Source organism: Streptomyces sp. YIM 130001 (assembly GCF_003574445.1).
GTDB lineage: Bacteria > Actinomycetota > Actinomycetes > Streptomycetales > Streptomycetaceae > Streptomyces.
The window spans coordinates 371695-394071 of record NZ_KZ984554.1; the positions used below are offsets into that span (position 1 = coordinate 371695).

A 22377-nucleotide genomic window follows, 5' to 3' on the forward strand; every position below is an offset into this window, starting at 1 on the left:
CGGTGCTCGCCGGTGCTCGCCGGTTCGAACTCGGTACGGGATCCCGTCGATCACCTGCCGGTGATCGCGCCACCGGCCGCAACAGTGGTTGCCGACCGGCAGGAACGGCCGCGGCCGCTCCCGCTCCGCATCCGTCGAGTCACCCCGCCCCACACCCAGGACCACGAGCCAGAAGTCAGGCAGCCACATGGTCGAGCGGACAAGCTCTAGTCGGCGGTCATTGCGGGGTAGTCCGTGTATCCCTCCTCGCCACCGGCGTAGTACGTGTCGCGGTTGCCCGCGGCAAGAGGGTGGCCGTGGGCGAAGCGGTCGACGAGGTCCGGGTTGGCGATGAAGGGGGCGCCGAAGGAGACCGCGTCGGCGAGGTTCCGTTCGAGCAGGTCGTTGGCGCTCTCCTGGGTGAAGCCGAGGTTGGCGACGACGGAGCCCCGGTAGTGGCTGCGGTAGCGCGTGAAGGCGGTCAGGGTGTCGCCGGTTCCCGTGCCGGGTTCGGGACCGACCAGGTGGAGGTAGGCCAGGTCGCTGTCGCCGAGGCGCTTGAGGAGCTGGTCGTAGTCGGCAAGCAGCTCGGGGTCCGCGGTGAAGGCGGGGCCGCGGTTCCAGTAGGGGCTGAGTCTGACGGCGGTGCGGTCGCTGCCCCACACGGCGCTGACAGCGTCCACGATGTCGAGGAGGAACTGGGCCCGCCTCTCCGTGCTGCCGCCGTAGGCGTCGGTGCGCCGGTTGAGGCGGGGGTTGAGGAACTGGGCCACGAGGTGCTGTGCCTGCGCGTGGATCTCCAAACCGTCGAACCCGGCGCGCAGGGCGTTGGCGGCGGCCTGCCGGTAGGTGTCGATGGTGGTGGCGATCTCCGCGGCGGTCAGGGCGCGCGGGGTGCGGGTCTCCTTCGGCCCTTCACGGGTGAAGGACATCTCCTGCGGGTTGATCGCCGAAGGGCTCGCGGGGAGTGTGCCGCCGAGGTGGTCCGGGTGGGAGATGGCGCCGACGTGGCCGAGCTGCGAGACGATCCTCCCTCCGGCGGCGTGCACGGCTTCGGTGACTCCGGCCCAGCCGTCGGTCTGGGCGTCCGTGTAGATGCTGGGCACGTCGACGAAGCCGATGGCGTCCGTGCTGACCCAGGTGCCCTCACTGACGATCAGGCCGGAGCCGGCGCGCTGTGCGTAGTAGGCGGCGTGCAGGTCGGTGGGGGCCAGCTCGGCGTTACTGGCGCGGGCACGCGTCATGGGAGCCATCACGACGCGGTTGGGCAGTGCGAGCCCGCCCAGTCGGACGGGCCGCAGAAGGGGCTGGGTACCGGATGCCGGGGCATGGTCGGACATGGGGTTTCTCTTTCGTGACGTGGCGGAAGGTGCTCCCCGAGAAGGCGTGCGGGAGCACGGTGGGTTGGCTCCCCGCGGACCCGAGGGGCACCGACAGGCGGGGGCTCAGTCCTGCTTGAGGACGTGGAGGGCCGACAGGGGGCCGCCGAGCTGCATGAGGCGTCCGCCCGCTCGCAGGGTTCCGAGGTCGACGGGCGCGAAGCCGAAGTCGGCCGTCAGGTCCCGCACGATGTGCTTGGCGTCGGCGTCGTCACCGGCGAGGAACAGCACCTGCCGCCCGGCCTCGTGGCGAGGATCGGGGGCGATGAACTGCGCGTAGAGGGTGTTGAAGGCCTTGACCAGCCGCGCCTCGGGGAGCAGGGAGGACACGTACTCGCTTCCAGTGAGGTCGCCCAGGTCGGCGATCCTCGGGTTCGGGGGAGAGGACGCGAACTGGTTGGTGGCGTCGATGACGACGGTGCCGTCCATGCGGGGCAGTGCGGCGACGGCGTCCGGGATCCGCGGCCAGGGGACCGCGAGCAGGACGAGGTCCGCAGCGGCGGCCTCCGCGGGGGTCGCCGCTGTCGCGAGCGCGCCGAGGTCCTCGACCACCGGGGCCAGGGATGCCGGGCCGCGGCTGTTGCTGAGCACGACCTCGTGGCCCTGGCCGATCGCGTGCCGGGCAACGGCCCGGGCGATGATTCCGGCTCCGAGGGTGCCGATCCGCATCAGGCTGCCCTCCGTCCGGAGTCGGTGGACCGCGGCGTGGTGAGCAGGACGGTGCCGCTCTTGGCCGGGCGGCGGGCGTGCTCGACGGCAGTCTTGAAGTCGGCGAGGTCGTAGCGGTCCGCGACCTCGAACAGGTCCGGGGTGCTCTGCGCCAGGTCCAGCGCGAACGCGACGTCCTGGGTGCGCTCCTCAGGGGTACGGCTCAGCCACCGCAGCACGTTCACACCCCGCACCGTCAGCTCCCGCGCGACGAGGGGCAGCGACTCCAGCGAGGTCGTGCCGGAGCCCAGTCGTCCGTAGGAGATCAGGGTGCCGCCGTCGGCGAGCAGTTCGGTCAGGTCCTGGGTCAGGGCGCCGCCGACGCTGTCGAGTACCACGTGCACGCCTTGCTCGCCGCCGTGTCCGCGCACTTGGTCCCGCCAGTCGTCGTCGCAGGTGGCGACCGTGGGGAAGGAGGGGTACAGGGCGCGCATCCGCCGGGCGCCCGCGGTGCTGCGCACGAGGTTGATCAGCTGAAGCTCGTGCCGGACCGCGGCCGCAGCGACCAGCCTGCCGAGGGAGGAGCCCGCGGCGGTCTGGAGGACGGGGCCCTTCCGTCCACGCAGGGCGCTCTCCGCCGCGCGGTACAGCATGCTCAGCGTCAGCGGGTTGACCAGCATCAGGGCCGCGGTCTCGTCGCTGACCCCATCCGGCACCGGCACCGCGAGACCGGCCGGGACCACGACGGCGTCGCTCCACGTCCCCGGCACCGGGAACACGGCCACGCGCTGCCCCGGACGCAGGCCTTGAACGTTTGCTCCGGCGCTCTCGACGACGCCCATCCCCTCCACCCCGGGAGTCCTGGCCTGCGCATACTGCTCCGGCGCCCCCGGCAGGCCCTCCACGCCGACCAGGTCGCCCAGGTGTACGGGCCTGACCAGCATGCGCACCAGAACCTCTCCGGCACCGGGAGCCGGGGGGCGTGGCCTCTCCTCCAGCGTCAGCACCTGTGCGGCTGCTCCCTGCCGGGTGTGCTCCACGGTGCGCATGAGTTCCTCCACATGGCGAAGACATTATTGATGACGTTCAACATTAATAGCAATGATGAGAGGTAACATTGAAAACGTCAAACACTGCCGACGCGGGAGGGCGGCCATGCCGCGGATCACCAGAGAAGCCAAGGCCAGGAACCGGCAGAACATCGTCGAGGCGGCAGGGCGCATGCTCCGCTCGCAGGGCGTCGACGCCGTCGGGATCGCCGACCTGATGAAGGAGGCGGGCCTGACTCACGGCGGCTTCTACAACCACTTCGCCTCCAAGGGTGAACTGGCCGCCGAGGCTTGCAGCGCCTCGTTCGAGGCGTCCCTGGGCGCCCTTGACCAGGCGCGCGAGGAGGGCACGGGCCCCGCGGGCTCGCCGCTTGAGCGCGTGGTGGACGACTACCTCTCGGCCGCCCACCGCGACGCCGACGACGGCGGTTGCCCGTCCGCCTCCCTGGTCATCGACGCCGGACGGCACAGCGACACCGTGCAGAGCGCCTACACGGGCGGCGTGGAGGGATATCTCACGGGCTTCGCCGAGGAGTTCGCCCGTGAGTACGAAGGGGAGATCACCTCGGAGGAGGCGCGGAACAAGGCGGTGCTGCTGCTCAGCCGGCTCGTGGGGGCGATGACGCTCGCCCGCGCGGTGCGCCAGGTCCAGCCGGAACTGTCCGACGAGATTCTGCGGACCTGCCGCGCCCACGCCCTCGACTGACCGGCCGACTCGGGCGCGTACCCCCGCGCAGCCCGCCGCGCCCTCCACCCCGTCGGAGCCCTGTGCCGTCGCACCGGGCGGCGGTGGGGCGCTCGCGCACTGCGCTCACCTGGCACCAACTCGGCCGAGCCGCCCGGTCGAGGCGCGCCCGGCGCACCGCAACGGAAGCGCTCGGCCGCCTACTTCGCCGGGATCCTCCGTTTCCCTGCCGTGAGCTCCACCTGAGCGCCGACGGGCACTGCCGCCACTACCCGAGGCGTCGGGGTACCCGGCACACGACCCCGGAGAAGAGCGACAGCCGGGCCGCACCGCCACCGCAGCGACTCTCGTCGTCCGGCTCCGCACATGATCGTCCGGGCAGGCCCTAGTCGGAGGCGAACCGCTCCCAGAGATTCGGGTAGTACCGCGCCAGCTTCCCGTCGTCCTCGAAGTCGATCGCGGTGCCCTCCGGTTCGCGCGGCGCGGGTGGGATGCCCAGGTCCGGGGCGACCGTGCCGGTGAGCTGCTCGTACGCCTCGTCCGCCGCGTAGCCCAGTTCCTCGCCGTCGCCGTCGATCTCCTCGTCGAAATCGTCGAGGAGTTCGGCCAGCGAGTCCGGATCGTGCAGCGCACCCTCGAAGGTCTCCCGGCCCTGGCCGATGAGCCAGCAGCGGAAGTAGTCGAAGGCGTCGTCGCTGACGCCGTCGAGCAGCACGGCCGCAGCGCCCCACAGATCCCAGCGGTACGCACGGTTGTAGCGCGACTCGAAGTGGCGGGCGAAGTCGAGCACGGAATCCGGATCACGCCCCAGCAGCCGTTCCACGAGCAGGTCGGCGTGCTCCTCGGGGTCGCCGTCCGCGGCCGCGCGGGTGCTGTCGATGAGCTCCCAGAACTCCGTCTCGTCCATCACGGGTCCAGCATCGTCCCTGGCGGAGGGCCGCGCATGCGGAGTGCTGCTCTTGTTACCTGGGAGGATGCCGGCGGCATGGCCCGGACGGCCCGGCGAGGGGCCGAAAAGCCGGACAGAAGGTGTCGGGTATCGCTGCCAGCATCGGAGCATGCAGACGAACCCAGCCGGGAACACCCCGGCGTACCAGCCGTTGACGGGCCGTATCGCCCTGGTCGCGGGGGCCACCAGAGGCGCGGGACGTGCGATGGCGGTGGAGCTCGGCAGAGCCGGAGCCACCGTCTACGCCACCGGCCGCACCACCCGCGAGCACCTCAGCGAGGTCGGCCGCGCGAGCGAGACGATCGAGGAGACGGCCGACCTCGTCACCGAGGCGGGCGGTACCGGAATCGCCGTACGCGTCGACCACCTGGTCCCCGACGAGGTCCGCGCCCTCACCGAGCGCATCGACCGCGAGCACGGCCGGCTCGACATCCTCGTCAACGACATCTGGGGCGGCGACGACCTCATCGCCGGGGGCAAGAAGATGTGGGAGCACGACCTCGAAGACGGTCTTCGCGCTCTCCGGCTCGGCGTGGAGACCCACATCGTCACCAGCCGGTACGCGGTCCCGCTGCTGATCCGGAACCCCGGCGGCCTGCTCGTCGAGGTCACCGACGGCACCGCCGAGTACAACCGCCGCTACCGCGAGCCGCTCTACTACGACCTCGCCAAGTCCGGCCCGCTGCGGATGACCCTGGGCCTCTCCGAGGAGCTCGTCGGGTACGGCTGCACGGCCCTGTGCCTGACGCCGGGCTGGCTGCGTTCCGAGGCCATGCTCGACACCCACTTCAAGGTGACCGAGGAGGACTGGCAGGCGGGCTGCGCACAGAACCCGCACTTCGCCATCTCCGAGACGCCCACCTACATCGGCCGCGCCGTGGCCGCGCTGGCCGCCGACCCCGACGTCGCGCGGTTCAACGGAGCGTCCCTGTCGAGCGGTGGTCTGGCGGCCGAGTACGGCTTCACGGACGTGGACGGCTCTGCGCCGGACGCCTGGCGGTACCTGACCGAGGTGGACCAGGCTGCGCCGACGGCGGATGTCACGGGGTACCGGTAGGGCTGCTTCAGGGGCGCGCGTACAGCGCGCGCATCCGCTCCGCCGTGGCCGCCAACTGCTCGCGCAGCAAGCGGGGTTCGAGCACCTCCACCTCGGCGCCGAGGCCGAGCAGCTGGGTGTGCGCCACCTGCTCCGACTCGACGGGCAGGGTGACGGTGATCCGGCCCTGCTCGTCCGGTCGCTCGGCGGCGTCCAGGGCCTCGCGGGCCGCGGCCGCGTCCAGGGCGTGCGGGAGCATGCGTGCGCCGGCGGGGGAGAGCCGCAGGACCGCCTCGGTGTGCAGGATCGAGCGGGCGAACTGGGCGGCCCGCTCCTCCCAGAAGGCCGGCAGGTCGAACTGGTCGTCGCGCTCGAACCGTTCACCGGACGGCGTGACCGAGGTGAACCGGTCGATCCGGTACACCCGGAACTCCTCCGCCGCCGGCTCCTGCGCGACCCCCGGCGCCCGGGCGCACAGGTACCAGACGCCGGCCTTGAGGACCAGACCGTACGGTTCGAGCTCGCGCTCCACCTCGGACTCCCGGCGGCGGTACCCGGCCGAGACCCGCAGGTCGTCCCAGACGGCCTCGGCCAGATCGGGCAGCAGTGCGGGGGTCTCGGGCTCCTTGTACCAGCCGGGAGCGTCCAGGTGGAACCGCTGGGCGGCGTTCTGCGAGGCGTCCCTGAGGGACGGCAGCAGGGCGGCGGAGACCTTGAGCCGGGCCGCCGATGCCTCGTCCTCGAGCCCCATCTCGCGCAGGGCGCCCGGGAGTCCGGACAGGAAGAGGGCCTCGGCCTCGCCGCGGGCCAGGCCGGTGAGACGAGTGCGGTAGCCGCCGATCAGGCGGTATCCGCCGAGTCTGCCGCGGTCCGCGTAGACGGGGACGCCGGCCTCCGAGAGGGCCTGGGCGTCCCGTGTCACCGTCCGCTCCGAGACCTCGAGCTCGCGGGCGAGCTCGGCTGCGGTCATGGAGGGCTTCGCCTGGAGCAGGAGCACCATCTTGATGAGGCGGGCGGCGCGCATGGGGGCATTGTCCCCTACCGGCCCTTCCCCGAGGACTCCTGCCGGAGGGGCCTCTTCGAACGCCGGAGGGGGGCCACCTCGAACGCCGGAGGGGCTTGGGAAAAGCCCCTCCGGCGGAGGAAGTGGCGGCCCGACCTAGAGGCCGTACTTCTCCCGGGCCTCCTTGACCGCGGAGGCGGACACCTCGCCGCGGCGGGCGAGCTGCGCGAGCGCCGCGACGACGATCGACTCCGCGTCGATGCCGAAGTGGCGACGAGCCGCGTCACGCGTGTCGGACAGACCGAAGCCGTCCGCACCGAGGGAGGTGTAGTCCTGCGCGACCCACTGCGCGATCTGGTCCGGCACCTGCCGCATGTAGTCGCTGACCGCGAGGACCGGACCGTCCACACCGTCGAGCACCTGGCGCAGATAAGGCGTCCGCTCCTCGCCGCGCAGCAGCGCGTCGTCCGCCTCCATGGCGTCCCGGCGCAGCTCCGTCCAGGAGGTGGCGGACCACACGTCGGCGGCCACGCCCCACTCCTCGGCGAGCAGCCGCTGCGCCTTGAGGGCCCAGTGGATCGCGGTGCCGGAGGCGAGGAGCTGGGTGCGCGACGCGTCGCCGCTCACCGAATGGCCCGCGCTCTCGGCGGTGTTGAAGCGGTACAGACCGCGGACGATGCCCTCGTCGACGCCCTCGGGCTTGGCGGGCTGCGGCATCGGCTCGTTGTACACGGTCAGGTAGTAGAAGACGTCGGAGTCCTCGCCGGGCGCGGTCTCGCCGTACATCCGGCGCAGACCCTCCTTGACGATGGCCGCGACCTCGTACGCGAACGCCGGGTCGTAGCTCAGCGCCGCCGGGTTGGTCGCCGCGATCACGGGGGAGTGGCCGTCCGCGTGCTGCAGGCCCTCGCCCGTCAGCGTCGTGCGGCCGGCCGTGGCGCCGACCAGGAAGCCCTTGCCCAGCTGGTCGCCGAGCTGCCACATCTGGTCCCCGGTCCGCTGCCAGCCGAACATCGAGTAGAAGATGTAGAACGGGATCATGGTCTCGCCGTGCGTCGCGTACGCGCTCGCGGCGGCGATGAAGTCGGCCATCGAACCGGCCTCGGTGATCCCCTCGTTGAGGATCTGGCCGTCCTTCGCCTCGCGGTAGTACATCAACTGGTCGCGGTCGACCGGCTCGTACGTCTGGCCCTTCGGCGAGTAGATGCCGAGCGAGGGGAAGAGCGACTCCATGCCGAAGGTCCGCGCCTCGTCGGGCACGATCGGCACCCAGCGCTTGCCGGACTCCTTGTCCCGCATCAGGTCCTTGACCAGGCGGACGAAGGCCATGGTCGTCGCCACCGACTGCGAGCCGGAGCCCTTGTCGAAGGCGGTGAAGGCCTTCTCGGCCGGGGCCGGGAGTGCGGGCAGCGGCTGGGAGCGACGGGCCGGGGCAGGGCCGCCGAGCGCGGCGCGGCGCTCCTGGAGGTAGCGGACCTCGGGGGAGTCGGTGCCCGGGTGGCCGTAGGGCACGACGCCGTCGGCGAACGCGGAGTCCGGGATGGGCAGATCGAGCAGGTCGCGCATCTGCTTGAACTCGTCGTTCGTCAGCTTCTTCATCTGGTGGTTCGCGTTCTTCGACGCGAAGCCGTCACCGAGGGTGTGGCCCTTCACGGTCTGCGCGAGGATCACGGTCGGCGCGCCCTTGTGGGCGAGCGCGGCGCGGTAGGCGGCGTAGACCTTGCGCGGCTCGTGGCCGCCGCGGGACAGCTGGAAACACTCGATGATCTTGTCGTCGGACAGCAGCTTCGCCATCTCGGCTAGCGCCGGGTCCTTGCCGAAGAAGTCCTCGCGGATATAGGCGGCGTCGCGCGTCTGGTACGTCTGGATCTGCGCGTCCGGTACCTCGCGGATGCGGCGGACCAGGGCACCGGTGGTGTCGAGCTCCAGGAGCTCGTCCCAGGCGTTGCCCCACAGGGACTTGACGACGTTCCAGCCGGCGCCGCGGAACTGGGCCTCCAGCTCCTGCACGATCTTGAAGTTGGCGCGCACCGGACCGTCGAGCCGCTGCAGGTTGCAGTTGATGACGAAGGTCAGGTTGTCCAGGCCCTCGCGGCTGGCGAGCGCGAGTGCGGCCGTGGACTCCGGCTCGTCCATCTCGCCGTCGCCGAGGAAGGCCCATACGTGCGAGTTCGATACGTCCTTGATGCCGCGGTGGGTCAGGTAGCGGTTGAACCGCGCCTGGTAGATCGCGGACAGCGGGCCGAGGCCCATCGAGACGGTGGGGAACTCCCACAGCCACGGCAGGCGCCGCGGGTGCGGGTAAGAGGGGAGGCCCTCGCCGCCGGACTCCTGGCGGAAGTGGTCGAGGTGGTCCTCGCTGAGGCGGCCGTCGAGGAAGGCGCGGGCGTAGATGCCCGGCGAGGCGTGGCCCTGGATGTAGAGCTGGTCGCCGCTGCCGTCCCCCTCCTTGCCGTGGAAGAAGTGGTTGAACCCGGTCTCGTAGAGCCATGCGGCGGAGGCGAAGGTGGCGATGTGGCCGCCGACGCCGTGCTTCGAACCGCGGGTGACCATCGCGGCCGCGTTCCAGCGGTTCCACGCGGTGATACGGCTCTCGAGCTCCTCGTCGCCGTCCACGGTGGGCTCGGCGGCGGTCGGGATGGTGTTGACGTAGTCCGTCTCGAGCAGCCGGGGCAGGGCGAGCCCCGCGCTCTCGGCGTGCTGGAGGGTGCGCCGCAGCAGGTACTCGGCGCGGTGCGAACCGGCGTGCTCACTCACGGCGTCCACGGAGGCCGCCCACTCGGCGGTCTCCTCCGGGTCGCGGTCCGGCAGCTGGTCGAGCTGGCTCGGAAGCTTGCCTATGGGGTCGGTCATGATCGACGCCTTCCGGACAGGTTCTCCTGCCGTTGGGCGGGAGAGGGGGTGGAGATGGCCCTGGCTGGCAGGACAGGGCGGAGGGCTGGGTGCAGCCCGAGGTCGACTGTAAGCCGGTGATCGATGATCGATCAAAGGTTGATAGGCAAAATTTCCCTCGGCGAGGAAAGTCGGCACGGCGTGCCCTGGGGGCGGGCACGGGGTGCCGGGTATTTCGGGGTGAAACGGACGCGCGTTTGGGGTGGTTGGGGCGCAGGTGAGCGGCGTTCCGTTCCCTTGTCCAGGGAGTGTCCCAGGGGGTGCCCGGGAAGCTCTACGCCCGCGGCGCGCAGCCGAGGACGTGCTCCTTGACGAGGACCCCGATCGACGGGTCGCGCCGGCGGAAGGCCGCGACCAGCGCCTCGTGCTCCTCCGCGTACGACTGCTGCACGGTCCCGAGCCACCGGATGGACAGCGCCGTGAAGACCTCGATGCCCAGGCCCTCCCAGGTGTGCAGCAGCACCGCGTTCCCCGCGGCCCGCACCAGCTCCCGGTGGAAGTCCACCGTGTGCCGGACCTGGGACTCGCCGTCCGCGTTCCGGTCCGCCTCGTACAGGGCGGCCACCGAGGGCTCGAGCGACGAGACGTCCTCGGCCAGCCGCTCCGCGGCCAGTTCGGCGGCGATCTGCTCCAGGCCGGCCCGTACGGGATAGATCTCGTCGAGGTCGGACGCGGTCAGATTCCGCACCCGTACGCCCTTGTTGGGTGCCGATTCGATGAGCCGCAGCGCCTCGAGCTCGCGCAGCGCCTCGCGTACGGGCGTCTGGCTGACCTCGAGCTCCACGGCGATCCTGCGTTCCACGATCCGCTCACCGGGCTGCCAGCGGCCGCTCACGATCCCGTCCACGATGTGCTCGCGGATCTGCTCGCGCAGGGAGTGGGCCAGGGGCGCGGTGACGGGCGCTCCGGTGGAGCCGCTGCTTGCAGCGGTGGGCGCGGTCATGCGGTGCTCCTTAAGCAGGAAGAGACCTCTCAAGCACGAAGAGACCTATGAACAATACGGCCGCGCCCCCGTCCGGAAGTGCTCCGGACGGGGGCGCGGGCCAGGATGAGACGAGCCTTACAGACCCAGCTCCACCTCGAACTCACCGGCTTCGAGGATCTCCTTGACCGTCGTCAGGTAACGGGCGGCGTCCGCGCCGTCCACCAGACGGTGGTCGTAGGAGAGCGCGACGTAGGTCATGTCGCGCACCGCGATCGTCTCGCCGAGGTCCGGGTGATTGATCACCACGGGACGCTTGACGGTGGCACCGATGCCGAGGATGCCGACCTGGTTCGGCGGCACGATGATCGTGTCGAACAGGGCGCCGCGCGAACCGGTGTTGGAGATCGTGAAGGTAGCGCCGGCCAGGTCGTCCGGGGTGATCTTGCTGTTCCGGACGGCGCTCGCCAGCTCCGCGGTCTTCTTCGAGATGCCGGCCAGGTTGAGGTCACCCGCACCCTTGATGACCGGGGTCATCAGGCCCTTCTCGGAGTCCACGGCGATGCCGATGTTCTCCGAGTCGAAGTACGTGATGGTGCCCTCGTCCTCGTTGATCCGGGCGTTGACGACCGGGTGGGCCTTCAGCGCCTGGGCCGCCGCCTTGACGAAGAACGGCATCGGGGACAGCTTGACGCCCTCGCGGGCGGCGAAGGAGTCCTTGGCCTGCGCGCGCAGCCGCATCAGCTTGGTGACGTCGACCTCGACGACCGTGGTCAGCTGGGCCTGGCCGTGCAGCGCCTTCATCATGTTGTCGCCGATGAGCTTGCGCATGCGGGTCATCTTGACCGTCTGGCCGCGCAGCGGGGACACCTCGAGCTTCGGCGCCTTGGAGGCGGCCGGAGCTGCCGCGGCCGGAGCCGGGGCGGCGCTCTTCGCGGCCTCGGCCGCCGCGACGATGTCCTGCTTGCGGACACGGCCACCGACGCCGGAGCCCTTGACCGTCGCGAGGTCCACGCCGTTCTCGGCGGCGAGCTTGCGGACCAGCGGGGTCACGTACGCGGCGGAGGCGTCACCGGCCGGAGCCGGGGCTGCCGGTGCGGCGGGCGCCGGAGCAGCCGGCGCGGCCGGAGCCGGAGCAGCCGGTGCGGCGGGCGCCGGGGCTGCCGGTGCGGCCGGAGCCGGGGCAGCGGGCGCGGCCGGAGCAGGCGCCGCGGGGGCTGCCTGAGCAGGCTCGGCAGCCGGGGCCGGAGTCGGCTCCGGGGCGGCGGGAGCGGCGGGGGCGGCAGCCGGGGCCGCAGCACCGGCGGCGCCGATGACGGCCAGCTTCGCGCCGACCTCGGCCGACTCGTCCTCGCCGACCACGATCTCGAGCAGCGTGCCGGAGGCCGGTGCCGGGATCTCGGTGTCGACCTTGTCGGTGGAGACCTCGAGGAGCGGCTCGTCGGCCGTGACCTCCTCGCCGACCTCCTTCAGCCAGCGGGTCACGGTGCCCTCGGTGACGGACTCGCCGAGCGCCGGCAGCGTCACGTCGGTGCCCTCGGCGGCGCCGGCGGCCGGAGCCGCGGGTGCCTCGGGGGCGGGCGCCGCCGGAGCCTCGGCCTGAGCCGGGGCCTCGGCCTCGGGAGCCGCCGCGGGCTCCGGCTCGGCGGCCGGAGCGGGGGCGGCGGCGGGGGCGCCGCTGCCGTCGTCGATCAGCGCCAGCTCGGCGCCGACCTCGACGGTCTCGTCCTCGGCGACCTTGATGGACGCGAGGACACCGGCCGCGGGAGCAGGGATCTCGGTGTCGACCTTGTCGGTGGAGACCTCGAGCAACGGCTCGTCGGCCTCCACGCGCTCACCCTCGGCCTTCAGCCAGCGGGTGACAGTACCTTCGGTGACGCTCTCGCCGAGCGCCGGCAGGGTTACGGAAACCGCCATGGTTTCGGTTGCTCCTAACGAACTACGTACGGAAAAGGGGTGCGCGCTCCAAGAAGCACGGTCAGCGACTAGTCCGACTAGTCGTGGGAGTGCAGCGGCTTGCCGGCCAGCGCCAGGTGCGCCTCGCCCAGGGCCTCGTTCTGCGTCGGGTGGGCGTGTACGAGCTGCGCGACCTCGGCGGGCAGCGCCTCCCAGTTGTAGATCAGCTGAGCCTCGCCGACCTGCTCGCCCATCCGGTCACCGACCATATGGACGCCGACCACGGCACCGTCCTTGACCTGGACGAGCTTGATCTCGCCCGCGGTCTTGAGGATCTTGCTCTTGCCGTTGCCCGCGAGGTTGTACTTCAGAGCGACGACCTTGTCCGAGCCGTAGATCTCCTTGGCCTTGGCCTCGGTGATACCCACGGAAGCGACCTCGGGGTGGCAGTACGTCACCCGCGGCACGCCGTCGTAGTCGACCGGGACGGGCTTGAGCCCGGCCAGGCGCTCCGCGACCAGGATGCCCTCTGCGAAGCCGACGTGCGCGAGCTGGAGCGTGGGCACCAGGTCACCGACGGCCGAGATCGTCGGCACGTTCGTCTGCATGTACTCGTCGACCAGGACGAAGCCGCGGTCCGTCGCGACGCCCTGCTCCTCGTAGCCGAGGCCCTCCGACACCGGGCCGCGGCCGATGGCCACCAGCAGCACCTCGGCCTCGAAGGTCTTGCCGTCGGCGAGCGTGACGCGTACGCCGTCCTGCGTGTACTCGGCCTTGTCGAAGAAGGTGCCGAGGTTGAACTTGATCCCGCGCTTGCGGAACGCACGCTCGAGGAGCTTCGAGCTGTTCTCGTCCTCAACCGGCACCAGGTGCTTGAGGCCCTCGATCACCGTCACGTCGGTGCCGAAGGACTTCCACGCGGAGGCGAACTCGACGCCGATGACGCCGCCGCCGAGCACGATCGCGGACTGCGGCACGCGGTCGATCTTCAGAGCGTGGTCCGAGGAGATGATGCGGTTGCCGTCGATCTCCAGACCGGGCAGCGACTTCGGCACGGAGCCGGTCGCCAGCAGTACGTGGCGGCCCTCGACCCGCTGGCCGTCGACATCGACGGACGTCGGGGACGAAAGCCGGCCCTCGCCCTCGATGTACGTCACCTTGCGGGAGGCCACCAGGCCCTGCAGCCCCTTGTACAGGCCGGAGATCACGTCGTCCTTGTACTTGTGGACGGCCGCGATGTCGATGCCCTCGAAGGTCGCCTTCACGCCGAACTGCTCGCTCTCGCGGGCCTGATCGGCGATCTCGCCCGCGTGCAGCAGGGCCTTCGTCGGGATGCAGCCGTTGTGCAGGCAGGTGCCGCCGAGCTTGTTCTTCTCGATCAGGGCGACGTCCAGGCCCAGCTGCGCTCCGCGCAGCGCCGCGGCGTAACCGCCACTGCCGCCGCCGAGGATCACTAGGTCGAAAACAGTGCTGGCGTCGTTCGCCACGTCACGTCCTCCATGCATGTGCGCCGGTCGCCGGACCCCTTGTCCCTTACGGGAGGTTGACCGACCGGTCGGCTGGTGTTCGGCCGCTTGTGATTCGGCCCTGTGGTGGGGGCCCTGTCCTGCCGAGAACCCATCTTCGCACTTGTTGCCGGATGACGGGACGCGGGGCCGCCCCTCGGGACGGGCAATGGTACGAGAACGCCTACGGCCCCGGGCGCGCACCCGGGGCCGTAGGCCGTGTCCGCAGGCGGAACGGAGCGAGCGTCAGCCGAGGTCGCCCGCGGCGGTGCGCTCGGCGAGCCGCACCAGGGTGCGCACGGCGGAGCCGGTGCCGCCCTTCGGGGTGTAGCCGAACGGCGCCTGCTCGTTGAACGCCGGACCCGCGATGTCCAGGTGCGCCCAGGTGATGCCCTCGCCCACGAACTCCTGCAGGAACAGGCCGGCCACCAGGCCGCCACCCATCCGCTCGCCCATGTTGGCGATGTCGGCGGTGGTGGACTCCATGCCCTTCTTGAGGTCCGCGGGCAGCGGCATCGGCCACGCGGGCTCGCCGGACTCCTCCGCGATCTCGTGCAGGGAGGTGCGGAAGGCGTCGTCGTTCGCCATCACGCCGAAGGTGCGGGCGCCCAGGGCCAGCATCATCGCGCCGGTCAGGGTCGCCACGTCGACGATCGCGTCCGGCTTGTCCTCGGAGGCCTTCGCGATCGCGTCGGCCAGGACCAGGCGGCCCTCGGCGTCGGTGTTGAGCACCTCGACGGTCTTGCCGCTGTACATCCGAAGGACGTCGCCGGGGCGGGTGGCCGAACCCGACGGCATGTTCTCGGCCAGGGCCAGCCAGCCGGTGACGTTCACCTGCAGACCGAGCCGGGAGGCCGCGACGACCGCGGCGAACACGGCGGCGGCACCGCTCATGTCGCACTTCATCGTCTCGTTGTGGCCGGCCGGCTTCAGCGAGATGCCGCCCGAGTCGTACGTGATGCCCTTGCCGACGTAGGCGAGCGACTTCTGCGCCTTGGGGTGCGTGTACGACAGCTTCACCAGGCGGGGCGCGGAGGCGGAGCCGGCGCCGACGCCGAGGAGACCGCCGTAGCCGCCCTTGGTGAGCGCCTTCTCGTCGAGTACCTGGACCTTGATGCCGTGCTCCTTGGCCGCGGCCGAGGCGACGGCGGCGAAGGCCTCCGGGTCGAGGTCGTTCGGCGGGGTGTTGATCAGGTCGCGGGCTCGGTTGAGTTCCTCGGCGACCGCGGTCGCGCGCTCGATCGCGGCCTTGAACGCCTTGTCGCGTGCCTTGCCGCCGAGGATCACGGCCTCGCCGAGGGGGCCCTTGGCGTCCTTGTCGTCGTCCTTGTACGCGTCGAAGGAGTACGCGCCGAGCGCGGCGCCCTCGGCGACGGCACCGGCCTGGTCGGCGTCCTCGACCGGCAGTGCGAACACGGCCTTCTTGGTGCCGGCGAGCGCGCGGGCCGCGACGCCGGCGGCACGGCGCAGCGCCTCCTCGCCGTAGCCGGACTCGGCGTCCTTGTCCGGGACCGCTCCGAGCCCGACCGCGATGACGACCGGCGCCTTCACGCCGTCGGGCGAGGGAAGTTTGGTCACCTCGCCCTCGCCGCCCGAGGCGCCGAGGGTCTTCAGGACGTCGGCGAGCTTGGAGCCGAAGGCCTTGTCCACGTCCTCCGCGCCCGGCGCGACGACCGGCGTTCCCTTGGACGAGGCGGCGCCCTTCGCGACACCGACGACGATCGCGTCGGCGCGAAGGCCGGCCGCGCCGGCGGGCTTGAGAGTCAGAGCAGTCACGGTGGTGAGTTCTCTCTTCCGTTGAGTCGGTGGCCGATTGGGTGGGGTCGACCGGGCCCGCCCGCATCGTAGGCAGCGCCCTTGTTGCGATATTCAGTGAGCCTACGCTCGGCCACCGGCGACGTGTCCTCGGCCCGGGCGACGGCCCGTGGCGAGCCGTCAGCCGAGTGAGAGCACGAGGAGCGCGGCCGTCGCGGCGGTCTCCGCGACACCGCCGAACACGTCCCCCGTCACCCCGCCGAACCGCCGTACGCAGTGCCGGAGCAGCACCTCGGCGACGGCCGCGGCGGCGAGCACGGCGAGAGCGCAACGCAGCGCGGCCGCCGGGCTGTTGAGCATTCCGGCAGCGGCCGCGAGGACGGTGGTGGCGGCGAGCGTGGCCACGGCGGCGCCCGCCGGGACGGTGCCGGCGACGACCGCACCGAGCCCTTCGGGCCGTGCCGCCGGGATGCGGGTACGGGCGGCGAGCGTGAGCGCGGTGCGGGCGGCGGTCCCGGCGACCACGGCCGCCAGCGCGCCCTGCGCCCAGCCGTGCGCGTAGGCCCCCGCGAGCGCGGCCACCTGGGTGAACAGAACGAACAGCAGCGTGACGACCCCGAACGGCCCGATGTCCGACCGCTTCATGATCCGCAGCGCCTCGTCGGCGGGCTTGGCGCTGCCGAGGCCGTCCGCGGTGTCGGCCAGACCGTCCAGGTGCAGGCCCCGGGTGAGTACCGCCGGGACGGCGGCGGACGCGACGGCGGCGAGCAGAGCTCCGGCGCCCGCGGCCAGCAGCGCGGTGCCGAGCGCGGCCGCGGCGAGGCCCACGACCAGGCCGGCCACCGGAGCGCAGAGCATCCCGGCGCGCGCCGCCGCCCGGTCCCAGCGCGGCACGTCCACCGGGATCACGGTCAGGGTGCCGAAGGCGAAGGGCAGTCCGTCACGCAGGGCGCGTACGGGCCGCTGGTCGGAGGCGGTCATTCCGCGCAGGTTAACCGTCCGTGCGGCCCCTCGGTCCGTCGGCGTCGGTCGCCGGACGAGCACGAGAGCGGCAAAAAGGTGTGAAGTGGTACGTATCCCTCAATGGCAAGGTGAGCGGGCGAGCGGGAGAGCGGGCGGTATGGACAGCTGGTGGTACCGGAACATCCTGGAGCCGGGCAAGCTCCCGCTGCTCCTCGCCCTGTCCTCGTTCGTCCTGACGTTCCTCGCCACCCGGGTCGTCACGCGGATGATCCGGGCAGGCCGTGGTCCGTTCCGCAATGTGCAGACCGGCGGGCTGCACATCCACCACGTGGTGCCCGGCGTGCTGCTCACCGTGGTCGGCGGCTTCGGGGCGATCGCCGGCGGGCGGCACGGCTTCGGGTCGATGGTCGCCGCGGTGCTCTTCGGGATGGGCGTCGGTCTGGTGCTCGACGAGTTCGCGCTGATCCTGCATCTGGACGACGTGTACTGGAGCGAGGCCGGCCGGCAGAGCGTCGAGGCGGTCGTGCTGACCGCCGCGCTGGTGGCGTTGATGCTCGGCGGGTTCCTGCCGTTCGGAGTCAACGAGCTGACGCCCGACGAACTGCACGACCGGGGCGTGGTCGCTCTCAACGTCTCGGTCAACTTCCTGTTCGCCCTGGTGGCCCTGGTCAAGGGGAAGTTCCGGGTGGCGTTGATCGGGGTGGTGGTGCCGTTCGTGGCGCTGTTCGGCGCGATCCGCCTCGCCCGGCCGGGCTCGCCGTGGGCGAAGCGGCTCTACCGGAACCGGCCGCGGGCCCGGGCACGGTCCGGGCTGCGCGCCGTGCGGCACGACCGGCGCTGGGTCCGGCTGCGCCGGGGGTTCGAGGACCTGATCGGCGGCCGGCCCGACGCCGAGCGGGAGGCGCGGGCGAAGAAGCGTTCGGGGGACGGGGGTTGAGGGCCCGGCGGCCGCGGTCAGTGCGGCCGGCGGGGCCTCGGGCTCAGGCGGGCCGCGGCAGGCGCGGGCGGTTCCGGGGGCGTGAGGGCTGCCGGCCGGGCGGGCGCCGCCGGGTTCCTCGGTCGTCGGCGCAGCAGGCGAGGGGCGCGCGGGGTCTCCAGGAAGCCCTCCGCGCGGGCCGCGGCGAGACCGATGCGCAGCAGGTCCGCGCTCCGCTCGAAGAGCAGGAAGCGCGGCTCCCAGACCGGGCGGTACTTGGCGTTGGCCCGGTACAGCGACTCGATCTGCCACCAGCGTGAGAAGAAACTGAGCAGGGAACGCCACAGCCGCAGCACCGGCCCCGCACCGATCCGCGAGCCGCGCTCGAACACCGAGCGGAACATCGCGAAGTTCAGTGACACCTGGGTGATGCCCACCTCGTCCGCGCGCTGCAGGAGCTCGATGACCATGAACTCCATCAGGCCGTTCTCGCTGTCCCGGTCCCGGCGCATCAGGTCCAGCGAAAGCCCCTTCTCGCCCCACGGCACGAAACTCAGCAGGGCGCGCAACTCGCCCTCCCCGTCCCGGCACTCGAGCATCACGCACCGCCCGTCGCCGGGATCGCCGAGCCGGCCGAGCGCCATCGAGAAGCCCCGCTCGGTGGTTCCGTCGCGCCAGTCGTCCGCACGCTCGGTCAGCAGGGCGAGCTCCGCCGCTCCGATCTCCTCGTGGCGCCGGATCCGCACGGTGTACCCGGCCCGTACGACGCGGTTGTACGCCTGGCGTACGGTGCGCATCGCCCGGCCCTCGAGCGTGAAGTCCGCGATCTCGACGAGTGCCTCGTCGCCCAGTTCGAGCGCGTCGAGGCCGTGCCGGGCGTAGCACGTACCGCCCTCCTCGCTCGCGCCCATCACGGCCGGCAGCCAGCCGTGCTCGCGGGCCTCGGCCAGCCACGGCTCGATCGCGCCCGGCCAGGCCTCGGGGTCGCCGAGCGGATCGCCCGAGGCGAGCGAGACGCCGCCGACCACGCGGTACGCCACGGCCGCCTTGCCGCTGGGGGAGAGGACGACCGACTTGTCGCGGCGCAGGGCGAAGTAGCCGAGCGAGTCGCGGTCGCCGTGCCGCGCGAGCAGTTCACGCAGACGTGCCTCGTCCGCGGCGGTCGGCGGATCGGTCGCGCGGCGGGAGCGGAAGGCGGCGTACAGGACCGCGAGCAGCAAGGCGGTGCTCAGGACGTTCAGCGCGATGTGCACCCAGGCGGGGGTGCTGATGTGCGGTACGGGGGAGTCGTCGGCCAGCGACGCCAGGCGCATCGTGCCGTAGCCCCAGCGTTCGGCGAACGTGGAACGGGCCGCGTCCGGCGCCTCGTTGGTGGCCGACACCAGGAGCGCGGCGGTCAGCGAGCAGACCAGGAGGCCCGCGCCTGCGACCGCGGCCGCGAGCTTGGGGTTGGCGCGGTCGCCCTTCGCGTAGAACTCGCTTCGGCCCGCCGCCAGGGCGGCGACGAAGCCTGCGGTGATCGCGAGGGACGCCCAGTTCTGCGGGTGGCGGCGGATCTCGGGCAGGAGCATCGAGCCGGCCAGGAGCAGCAGGAACAGCCCGCTGAGGACCATGTTCAGGATCCACGCGGCCCGTTTGCGCCGTCGCAGGGTGATCGCCAGGAACAGGGTGAACGCGCCCGAGGCGAAGCCCGCGGTGAGCAGGTACGGGGTGAAGTAGTCCTCGGTGTTGTGGCGGCGCAGGTCCTGTCCGAGCGAGACCCAGACGGCGCTGAGCAGGTTGATGAACGCTACGGCTCGTACGTACCAGACTGCCGTGCCGGCGTAGGCCCGTCGTGGGCGGCCGGTGTTCGGGCTTCTGTCTTGTCCCGGGGTGCGCGGGGCTTTTGGTTCGGGCGATTTCGGGACAACTTCGGCCATTCCCATGGAGGGCGATCTTAAGGGCGGTGGCGCCCGGGGGTGGGATGGCGCCGCCGGTTCGGAGGTGGTCCGCGCCAGGAATCGTGCGGGGGCGCTCGTCCTCGATCGCCGGACGGGTCGGAAGGTGCCCTCAATCGCCGGACGCGCCGGAAGAGGTGGCGGGTTCGTGTTCCGGGAGGTCGGCGGCGAGGTTCGCCGCGGCGAGGACGAGGGGGAGAGCGAGGGTTGCGCCCGTGGCCTCGCCGACCGTGACGCCCTGGGTGAGCAGGGGGTCCAGGGCCAGGCGGTCGAAGGCCTTGGCCTGGGCCGGCTCACCGCTGGTCTGTCCGGCCAGCCACCAGTCCGGCGCACGGAACGCGACCCGCTGGGCGACCAGCGCGCACGCCGCGGTCACCACGCCGTCGAGCAGTACCGGCGTACGGCGTACCGCGCTCTGCAGCAGGAACCCGGTCAGAGCGGCGAGGTCCGCACCGCCCACCGTCCGCAGCAGATCGAGCTGGTCCCCGAGCACCGGCCGCGCCCGCCGCAGGGCATCGCGGACCGTGGCGCACTTGCGCATCCACGCCAGGTCGTCGATCGCCTCGCCGCCCCGGCCGGTGACCACCGACGCGTCCGTCCCGCACAGCGCGCCGACCAGTGTCGCCGCCGCCGTCGTCCCTCCGACGCTCACATCGCCGAGCACCACCAGGTCCGTACCGGAGTCGGCCTCCTCGTCCGCCACGCTCATGCCTGCGCGGAAGGCCTGTTCCACCTCGTCCTGGGTGAGCGCGTCCTCGATGTCGATCCGGCCGGAGGAACGCCGGACCCGGTGACGTACGACGTCCTCGGGCAGCTCCGACGTCTCGCAGTCGAGCGACATGTCGACAACGCGGACCGGGATGCCGGACCGGCGTGCGAGCACGGCGACGGGGCTCTCGCCGTCCAGGACGGCACGCACCAGGCGGTGCGCGCTCCCGGCCGGCCGCGCCGACACCTCGAGCGAGGCCACCCCGTGGTCGCCGGCGAACAGCACCACCCGGGGATGCTCGATCGGTTTCACCGGCACCGAGGACTGGGCCGCCGCGAGCCACTCGCCGAGCTCGTCGAGGCGCCCGAGGGCGCCGGACGGCACGGCAAGGCGCTGCCGGCGTTCTTCGGCGTCCCGGCGCACCCCGCCGTCGGGCCGCTCGATCAGGTCGGAGAAATCGTCGAGATTCAGCGAGCTCATTCGCCGAACAGTACCGGCAGCGCTCGAACGCACGCCGTCCCGGCTCCCCGTCGGCCGCAGGACCGCGCCCCGAGCTCCGCGGTCAGCCGCGCAGCGGCAGCGCCTGCCCCGCGACCACCAGCAGCACGTGCTCGCACTCGGCGGCGAACGCCGTGTTCAGGCGCCCGAGTTCGTCCCGGAAGCGGCGTCCGGCGGCGGTCGCGGGAACGACGCCCGAACCGACCTCGTTCGATACCGCGACGACCATCCGCCGGGTCTCCCGCACCGCCGAGATCAGTTCCGCGATGCGCTCGCGCAGTGCGTGCTCGCCGCCGCCCGACCACTTCGCGTCGTCCCAGGCCTCCACCCGGTCCATCGCGTCCGTCAGCCACAGGGACAGGCAGTCGATGAGCAGCGGCGGGCCGTCCGCGGCCAGCAGCGGGACCAGGTCGCAGGTCTCCTCCGTACGCCAGGACCCGGAGCGCCGCTCCCGATGCGCCCGGACCCGTGCCGCCCAGTCGCGGTCCCCTTCCCGAGTGCCGCCGGTCGCCACGTAGACGACGTCAGGGAACGTCTCGAGACGACGCTCCGCCTCGTACGACTTGCCGGACCGTGCGCCACCGAGGACGAACGTCCTCAGCGGCAGGTCGGGCACCGCGTGGTACTCGCCGACGACGAGGGTGCTGCCGTCCGGCACCACGCGGGCCCCGGCCGCCGCCAGCCGCCGCCGCAACTCGGCGCCCGGCGGCACGTCGTGGTCGATGTGGACGGCCAGCACATCGGTCGTCTGCGTGACCAGCCCCGCGTCCCGCAGCCTGGCCAACGCGTCGGGCCTGGCCACCACGTCGGCCACGACCATGTCGTAGGGATCCGCGGGCAGTTCGCCCTCCAGGCCCGCGGCCGCGCCGCCCGGCGGCAGATAGAGCAACCGCTCGCCGTCGGGCCCGGTGACCGCGTAACCCGTGCCCGGGGTGTCGAGCGGCACCGCGCGCACCCGGTGCCCGCTCATCAGGGCCAGCTCACGTCCGTCCGGTACGCGGCCGGCCGCCGGGAGTCCGGCGGGGTGCTCGAGGGCGGGGCCGTCGTGCGGATGGGAGAGCAGCACCTGGTTCACTCCGGACAGCGAATGCCCCGAGCGGGCCGCGGCGAACGCCGCGCCCGGTGTCAGGTCGAGCAGCAGCACCCCGTCCACGAGCAGGGCGGTGGCGGCGCGCGCGGCCTCACCGAGCGAACTCGCGCAGGCGGCGCAGGGGCAGTCGGGGCGGGGCAGTCCCTCAGGGCCGCCGGTGCCGAGCAGAGTCAGTTCCACGGGGACGATCCTCCCGCGTCCGAGGCGGCGTTGCGCGCCCGGATAGGGTGCAGCAAGGAGTCGGATCTTGGGAGGCTGGCATGGTGACGTGGGCGTGGCGGTTCGAGAAGTCCGACGGGACTGAGGTCCAGCCGGCGGTCGAGCCCGAGGAGTTCACCACCCAGGGGGACGCGGAGTCCTGGGTGGGCGAGTACTGGAAGGAGCTCCTGGAAGGCGGCGTCGAGCAGGTGCGCCTGTTCGAGGACGACACCGAGATCTACGGCCCGATGAGCCTGCACGCCGAAGAGGCGGAGAATCCGGAGGACCCCGAGGCCCCGGAGGCCAAGTACGCCTGACCGGTCCTTCGGGCTCGGCGTGGCCTGCGGCGGGAGGTTCGACCGGCCCGG

Annotated in this window: 18 protein-coding genes; 4 read left to right on the top strand and 14 right to left on the bottom strand. The window is 72.0% G+C overall.

Annotated elements, in window-relative coordinates; genetic code table 11:
• Window positions 1-206: 206 nt before the first annotated feature.
• The 3 genes from DSC45_RS15415 to DSC45_RS15425 all read right to left on the bottom strand — a co-directional run bounded on the left by DSC45_RS15415 (window position 207) and on the right by DSC45_RS15425 (window position 3055).
• Window positions 207-1319 carry an alkene reductase gene (locus DSC45_RS15415; RefSeq protein WP_119291151.1) on the bottom strand — a complete coding sequence of 371 codons (1113 nt, stop codon included), beginning with the start codon at window positions 1317-1319 and terminating at the stop codon, window positions 207-209.
• A gap of 105 nt (window positions 1320-1424) precedes the next feature.
• Window positions 1425-2027, bottom strand: coding sequence for an NADPH-dependent F420 reductase (locus DSC45_RS15420; protein WP_119291152.1), 603 nt, complete (start codon window positions 2025-2027; stop codon window positions 1425-1427).
• Window positions 2027-3055 (bottom strand): zinc-binding dehydrogenase, encoded by a 1029-nt coding sequence (locus tag DSC45_RS15425; RefSeq protein WP_119291154.1) that lies wholly within the window; start codon window positions 3053-3055, stop codon window positions 2027-2029. The genes DSC45_RS15420 and DSC45_RS15425 overlap by 1 nt, the downstream gene beginning before the upstream one ends.
• Window positions 3056-3161: 106 nt before the next feature.
• On the opposite strand from DSC45_RS15425, the gene DSC45_RS15430 reads away from it, so the two are divergent.
• Complete coding sequence (locus DSC45_RS15430; RefSeq protein WP_119291156.1) at window positions 3162-3761, top strand: TetR/AcrR family transcriptional regulator; 600 nt, start codon at window positions 3162-3164, stop codon at window positions 3759-3761.
• A gap of 364 nt (window positions 3762-4125) precedes the next feature.
• Here DSC45_RS15430 and DSC45_RS15435 read toward each other — a convergent pair whose 3' ends face one another.
• Window positions 4126-4647, bottom strand: coding sequence for a DUF4240 domain-containing protein (locus DSC45_RS15435; RefSeq protein ID WP_119291158.1), 522 nt, complete (start codon window positions 4645-4647; stop codon window positions 4126-4128).
• A gap of 151 nt (window positions 4648-4798) precedes the next feature.
• Here DSC45_RS15435 and DSC45_RS15440 point away from each other — a divergent pair, with 151 nt between their 5' ends.
• Window positions 4799-5746: an SDR family oxidoreductase gene (locus DSC45_RS15440; RefSeq protein WP_119291159.1), complete on the top strand. Its 948-nt coding sequence runs from the start codon at window positions 4799-4801 to the stop codon at window positions 5744-5746.
• Window positions 5747-5753: 7 nt separating this feature from the next.
• Here the strand turns inward: DSC45_RS15440 and DSC45_RS15445 are convergent, their stop codons facing one another.
• From DSC45_RS15445 to DSC45_RS15475, 7 genes are all read right to left on the bottom strand, one after another.
• The gene (locus DSC45_RS15445; protein ID WP_119291161.1) at window positions 5754-6749 is read right to left on the bottom strand and encodes a helix-turn-helix transcriptional regulator; all 996 of its coding nucleotides are present in this window, start codon (window positions 6747-6749) and stop codon (window positions 5754-5756) included.
• A gap of 135 nt (window positions 6750-6884) precedes the next feature.
• Window positions 6885-9581, bottom strand: coding sequence for a pyruvate dehydrogenase (acetyl-transferring), homodimeric type (gene aceE / locus DSC45_RS15450; RefSeq protein WP_119291163.1), 2697 nt, complete (start codon window positions 9579-9581; stop codon window positions 6885-6887).
• 313 nt (window positions 9582-9894) lie between these two features.
• The gene (locus DSC45_RS15455) at window positions 9895-10563 is read right to left on the bottom strand and encodes a GntR family transcriptional regulator (RefSeq protein ID WP_119291165.1); all 669 of its coding nucleotides are present in this window, start codon (window positions 10561-10563) and stop codon (window positions 9895-9897) included.
• A 117-nt stretch (window positions 10564-10680) separates the two neighbouring features.
• Window positions 10681-12459 carry a 2-oxoglutarate dehydrogenase, E2 component, dihydrolipoamide succinyltransferase gene (gene sucB / locus DSC45_RS15460; protein WP_119291167.1) on the bottom strand — a complete coding sequence of 593 codons (1779 nt, stop codon included), beginning with the start codon at window positions 12457-12459 and terminating at the stop codon, window positions 10681-10683.
• Window positions 12460-12536: 77 nt separating this feature from the next.
• On the bottom strand, window positions 12537-13925 hold the full coding sequence (lpdA, locus tag DSC45_RS15465) for a dihydrolipoyl dehydrogenase (RefSeq protein ID WP_119291169.1): 1389 nt from the start codon (window positions 13923-13925) through the stop codon (window positions 12537-12539).
• A 264-nt stretch (window positions 13926-14189) separates the two neighbouring features.
• Entirely contained in the window at window positions 14190-15719 is a 1530-nt protein-coding gene (locus DSC45_RS15470; RefSeq protein ID WP_119291171.1) for a leucyl aminopeptidase, read from the bottom strand.
• Window positions 15720-15878: 159 nt separating this feature from the next.
• On the bottom strand, window positions 15879-16679 hold the full coding sequence (locus tag DSC45_RS15475) for an adenosylcobinamide-GDP ribazoletransferase (RefSeq protein WP_119291173.1): 801 nt from the start codon (window positions 16677-16679) through the stop codon (window positions 15879-15881).
• Between the two features lie 139 nt (window positions 16680-16818).
• Here DSC45_RS15475 and DSC45_RS15480 point away from each other — a divergent pair, with 139 nt between their 5' ends.
• Window positions 16819-17598: a hypothetical protein gene (locus DSC45_RS15480; RefSeq protein WP_119291175.1), complete on the top strand. Its 780-nt coding sequence runs from the start codon at window positions 16819-16821 to the stop codon at window positions 17596-17598.
• Window positions 17599-17615: 17 nt separating this feature from the next.
• On the opposite strand, the gene DSC45_RS15485 is transcribed toward DSC45_RS15480, so the two are convergent.
• The 3 genes from DSC45_RS15485 to DSC45_RS15495 form a co-directional block, all read right to left on the bottom strand.
• A complete protein-coding gene (locus DSC45_RS15485) occupies window positions 17616-19496 on the bottom strand; it encodes a phosphatidylglycerol lysyltransferase domain-containing protein (RefSeq protein ID WP_119291177.1) in 1881 nt (626 codons plus the stop codon).
• A 130-nt stretch (window positions 19497-19626) separates the two neighbouring features.
• Complete coding sequence (cobT, locus tag DSC45_RS15490; RefSeq protein WP_119291179.1) at window positions 19627-20703, bottom strand: nicotinate-nucleotide--dimethylbenzimidazole phosphoribosyltransferase; 1077 nt, start codon at window positions 20701-20703, stop codon at window positions 19627-19629.
• Window positions 20704-20785: 82 nt separating this feature from the next.
• Window positions 20786-21991, bottom strand: coding sequence for a bifunctional adenosylcobinamide kinase/adenosylcobinamide-phosphate guanylyltransferase (locus DSC45_RS15495; RefSeq protein ID WP_119291181.1), 1206 nt, complete (start codon window positions 21989-21991; stop codon window positions 20786-20788).
• 80 nt (window positions 21992-22071) lie between these two features.
• On the opposite strand from DSC45_RS15495, the gene DSC45_RS15500 reads away from it, so the two are divergent.
• Complete coding sequence (locus tag DSC45_RS15500; protein WP_119291183.1) at window positions 22072-22326, top strand: hypothetical protein; 255 nt, start codon at window positions 22072-22074, stop codon at window positions 22324-22326.
• Window positions 22327-22377 lie beyond the last annotated feature (51 nt).

Excerpts from the sequence above, each read along its gene's own strand:
- DSC45_RS15440 (WP_119291159.1), top strand. The coding sequence starts at position 4,799 with ATGCAGACGAACCCAGCCGGGAACACCCCGGCGTACCAGCCGTTGACG.
- DSC45_RS15420 (WP_119291152.1), bottom strand. The coding sequence starts at position 2,027 with ATGCGGATCGGCACCCTCGGAGCCGGAATCATCGCCCGGGCCGTTGCC.
- DSC45_RS15500 (WP_119291183.1), top strand. The coding sequence starts at position 22,072 with ATGGTGACGTGGGCGTGGCGGTTCGAGAAGTCCGACGGGACTGAGGTC.
- DSC45_RS15480 (WP_119291175.1), top strand. The coding sequence starts at position 16,819 with ATGGACAGCTGGTGGTACCGGAACATCCTGGAGCCGGGCAAGCTCCCG.
- DSC45_RS15445 (WP_119291161.1), bottom strand. The coding sequence starts at position 6,749 with ATGCGCGCCGCCCGCCTCATCAAGATGGTGCTCCTGCTCCAGGCGAAG.
- aceE (WP_119291163.1), bottom strand. The coding sequence starts at position 9,581 with ATGACCGACCCCATAGGCAAGCTTCCGAGCCAGCTCGACCAGCTGCCG.
- DSC45_RS15430 (WP_119291156.1), top strand. The coding sequence starts at position 3,162 with ATGCCGCGGATCACCAGAGAAGCCAAGGCCAGGAACCGGCAGAACATC.
- cobT (WP_119291179.1), bottom strand. The coding sequence starts at position 20,703 with ATGAGCTCGCTGAATCTCGACGATTTCTCCGACCTGATCGAGCGGCCC.
- sucB (WP_119291167.1), bottom strand. The coding sequence starts at position 12,459 with ATGGCGGTTTCCGTAACCCTGCCGGCGCTCGGCGAGAGCGTCACCGAA.
- DSC45_RS15425 (WP_119291154.1), bottom strand. The coding sequence starts at position 3,055 with ATGCGCACCGTGGAGCACACCCGGCAGGGAGCAGCCGCACAGGTGCTG.
- DSC45_RS15435 (WP_119291158.1), bottom strand. The coding sequence starts at position 4,647 with ATGGACGAGACGGAGTTCTGGGAGCTCATCGACAGCACCCGCGCGGCC.
- DSC45_RS15455 (WP_119291165.1), bottom strand. The coding sequence starts at position 10,563 with ATGACCGCGCCCACCGCTGCAAGCAGCGGCTCCACCGGAGCGCCCGTC.
- DSC45_RS15415 (WP_119291151.1), bottom strand. The coding sequence starts at position 1,319 with ATGTCCGACCATGCCCCGGCATCCGGTACCCAGCCCCTTCTGCGGCCC.
- DSC45_RS15475 (WP_119291173.1), bottom strand. The coding sequence starts at position 16,679 with ATGACCGCCTCCGACCAGCGGCCCGTACGCGCCCTGCGTGACGGACTG.
- DSC45_RS15485 (WP_119291177.1), bottom strand. The coding sequence starts at position 19,496 with ATGGCCGAAGTTGTCCCGAAATCGCCCGAACCAAAAGCCCCGCGCACC.